This window comes from Sphingomonas olei (genome assembly GCF_045369765.1).
In the GTDB taxonomy this organism is placed as follows: Bacteria; Pseudomonadota; Alphaproteobacteria; order Sphingomonadales; family Sphingomonadaceae; genus Sphingomonas; species Sphingomonas panaciterrae.
In genome coordinates this window covers 1-3790 of record NZ_JBIQEU010000052.1, presented here as the reverse complement: position 1 = coordinate 3790, position 3790 = coordinate 1, and the positions used below count along the sequence as shown (strand labels likewise).

The following is a 3790-nucleotide window of genomic DNA, read 5'->3' as shown; positions in this document are numbered from 1 at the left end:
AGACCAACGGGATGAGGGGTCCCTTTTCGACGCCGATCACCCCGCTACCGGGGTCCCTTTTCCACGCCGATCCACAATATGAACGGGGTCGGGGTGTTCTTCCAGTGAGACTGATCGGACGCGACCAATAGGATTTGCTTGGCGCGAGTCAGGCCGACGTAGAACAGCCGCCTAGACTCGTCATAGGCCTCCTGCGTCGATGTCGAGAAATGCGGGATACTGCCATTGTTCATGCAGATCAGGGCGACGCCATCGAATTCCCGCCCCTTGGAATTGTGCAGCGTGATCAGCTTGAGCGCATGCTCGGGATTGGCGAACAGGCCCATGTCGGAGATCAGAAGGTTCGCGAGGTCGATCTTGCTGGCCTGCATGTCGGACAACATTTCCTCGGCGGAATCGATTAGCGGCTGTTTGGCGCTGCCCGGCAACCATTCCTCACGTTCGAGATAGTCACCAGCTTCGCGGGCGATAGCGCGCAGCCAAGCGACGCCGCCGGGGTGCTGGTCGGCAAGTTCTCGAGCGAGATAGATCAGGCCTAGCGCCACCCGACGCCCCTGATAGCTGAACATGTCGTAACGCGAGTGCCCAGTGAGGTCACCAATGAGCCGAAACAGTGCTCGCTCGACACCCGGGAGTCCGAGATAATTGCCGGCCTCGGCGCAGGCTCCAAGTTGCTCGGCAAGTCCCGCAAGCAGACGCCGACGTTTATAGGGGCGCGCGCCCGGACCGAAGACCGGGATGTCGAATTCGCGGAGCGCGCGCGCGACGGGGATGAGATGGGTCCACCATGGCGCAAGGATCGCTGCTTTACCGAGTGGGATGCCGGCATCCTGCAGGGCGGGCAGGAAATGGTCAGTTATGGCGTCGATCGGCCGGCCGACATGGACGTAATTCACTTGTGCCGCGCACTGGGCTGCATCGCCCGCCGACCGCATCCCCGGCGCGGTCGGAATGAGTGTTGATGCAGCGCGGACTATCGCCGGTCCACATCGGAAATTGCCAGTCAAGGCCGCGTCGCGCTGCGCGTCGATCTGATCGCCGAACTGCTCGGCGAGTTCGGGGCGAGCACCGGCGAAACGCATGATCGACTGATTCTGATCACCGACGAGAAAGAAGCGGGTGTGCAGGAAATGCCGAAGCGCGCCGAAGATGGCGATCTGGATGTCTGTGGTGTCCTGGAATTCGTCGATGAGCAGCCAGGCAAAGCGGCTCGCTATGCCGCGACCGACGAAAGGGTGCTGTTTCAGGATCTTCCAAGAATAGTAGAGGATCATTGCGAAATCGAGGTATCCGTGGGCGCGGACCCGCTCCCAATAGAGCGCGGCGGAGTCATTGGTCACGATGCCGGTCTCGATACCTTGGCCGCAGGGTTCGCCGTTCACGTCGATGCGAAGCGATTCGTAGTCCTCAAACACCTGCCCGGCTGGCACGCGCCCGAAGGCGTCCTCCACTGCCGTCACGATCTGCTCGAACAGGCTGTTCTCGCGGGAGAGCACCTGAAACGACGCCGGCACTTCGGAAATCAACCAGCTATAGGGACGTAGGATGAATTGCAGGCAGAAAGCGTGGATCGTGGATATTTCACAGCGGTCCGCGATTGCGTTGTTGCCGTAGGACCGCAACCGGGCCTCGATCTCATCGACCGCGGCATTGGTATAGGTGATGCAGCCGATGAACTGGGGCGTGCCGACGACCTGATCGGCCAGCGTCAGCAGCTTGGCGAGAATGACTCGCGTCTTGCCACTGCCTGGGCAAGCCGTCAGCAGCAGGTTGCCGTCATGTTCGACCGCGTCGCGCTGTTCGGGTGTCAGCCGGATCATTCGGTTAGCCACTCATAAGCCTGCTCGATATATAGAGGCAGATCGGTCGCGAGATTAGCGTAGCGCGCTGCTATCTGCGCGAAACGCGCTTTGCCAAAGCGCTTGGCGGTATTGAGCGTGATACGGCCAAGCTCCACGCGCAGCGCCGTCTCTTCGGCGAGCCCCAGTCCCCCGAGCGTGAGCGTTGCGAGGCCCTTCTCCATCTGTGCGAGGATCTGCGGCGCGCCGAGAGCGCGAACGGTCTCGATTAGCATCGGCAGGCGCCCGACAGACACCAGTTCGCGTTCGAAAGTAGTGGCTCCCGCGAATACGGACACAAAGTCGCTTTCCAGTGCCACCAGATCGGAAGCGTCGGTTTCCGGATCGAAGTCTTCGGCGTCGGACGGCTTCATGTCAGCATCGGCCACGATGGCACATTTCTTCTCGAGCGAGCCGGCGCGGAACAGCTTTGCATAGACGTCAAAGTGGACGCCATGAATTGCGATAACCGAGATGCCGAGCCGCTCGAGCTTTACACCGTACACCTGCTCGATCAGCGCCGGTATCAGGAACATCTCGGCTGGCCCTTCAACCAGCATGACCTTGCGAGCGTAAAGCAATTCGCTTTTGGTTGCATCAAGATAGCGTTCGAGATCGGCGATTTCTGGCGCGGTCAGTGCCGCATTGAGCGCGAGATTTCCCGCAGCAATGGTCGTGTCGTCGCGCTTTGTGAGGGATACAATGCTGCTCAGCGGAACCTGTGAGGTCACTTGGGTGCTGTGACTGGTCAGGATAGTCTGCACGCCAACCGCACGCAGTGCTGCGATCAGCGAGAATTGCAGCTGGGGATGGAGATGCGCTTCGGGCTCTTCGATTAGGATCAACTGGCCGGCCGAACGATTGAGCGCAATCCGCCGCTGGAGATATTCCATCAGGATAGCGATGTAGAGGATATTGTTCAAGCCAAGACCGTTGCGGGCGGGTTCGAACGAGGTGAGCGACAGGTCTGACAGAATGATTTTCAGGTTGCGGATAATCGCGCGGAAGGTCGCGGCAGACAGGCCGAGCGTGGCGTCCATCTCGAATGCGGGGCCAGACACATCCTTGAACCGCGCGTCGATTGCCCCTGCTATCTCCGCGATAGTAGCCGAGTTCGCGATTGCCTGATTGGCCTGGTCGAGGATGGCAATCAGGGCATCCTGCTCAGCCGCCTCGATCTCGAACGCTTCGATCAGCCGGATAAGCGGCGACTGGCGGGGATTTCGCAAGTCACTCTCGACATCGCGCAGCGCAGGCAGATGAACAGAAAGGTAGGATTGCAGGTCGGCGAAGCGCACGGACTCGCCGATCCCCTCATCATTCCAGGCAATGTCAGTGAGGTCGACCGCAGGATCGCCGCCACCGCGGATCTCCCACTGGTAGTCCTCAAGGGTCAGCGTGCCGCTCGTGATGTCGCCACTCGCAAGCTGCTCCCGGACAGCCGGGCGCGGACGGAAGCGGTAGAATATGCGCGCACGGTCCGCACCGATCTTCCAGGTGCTGACCAGCGCCTCTTCGTTCACCTTGCCCTCGAACCCGGTCAGCTCAATGCCGATCAGAACTTGGCTTGGCTCGGCAATATCGATGGCGGAGTGGACGTCCTCGCGCAACAGCGATCGGAAACTCGACGGCAACATATTGTCGAGACAGATCTGGATCGCACGCAGTATCGCGGTCTTTCCGGTGTTGTTTTCGCCAATGATGCAACAGAGATCATCAGCGACATTCACGTCCAGTGACGCGAAGGCCCGAAAGTTCTGGATTACGATTCGCGCTACTCGCATCATCCCACCCCGACTGTTCGGCAGCGAAGTGACGCGCCAATGGTCTGTGATTGAATTAGGAGCAACGCTAAGACAAGTACGTTCACCGAGGTGAGCTGCCCCCTTCTGAGTGGTCCATCGACTATGACAGTCTGGATCGAGGAAGGGACGACGAATGCCAGCGAAGAA

The 3790-nt window shown here is 60.0% G+C and carries 2 protein-coding genes; both read right to left on the bottom strand.

Annotation, left to right across the window (positions count from 1 at the left end):
• Nucleotides 1–44: 44 nt before the first annotated feature.
• The gene (locus ACH0BU_RS17875; RefSeq protein WP_500264455.1) at nucleotides 45–1820 is read right to left on the bottom strand and encodes a UvrD-helicase domain-containing protein; all 1776 of its coding nucleotides are present in this window, start codon (nucleotides 1818–1820) and stop codon (nucleotides 45–47) included.
• Nucleotides 1817–3790 (bottom strand): ATP-dependent nuclease (locus ACH0BU_RS17870; protein WP_500264454.1); only part of this gene is annotated, 1974 nt, incomplete at its 5' end. The genes ACH0BU_RS17870 and ACH0BU_RS17875, both read right to left, overlap by 4 nt.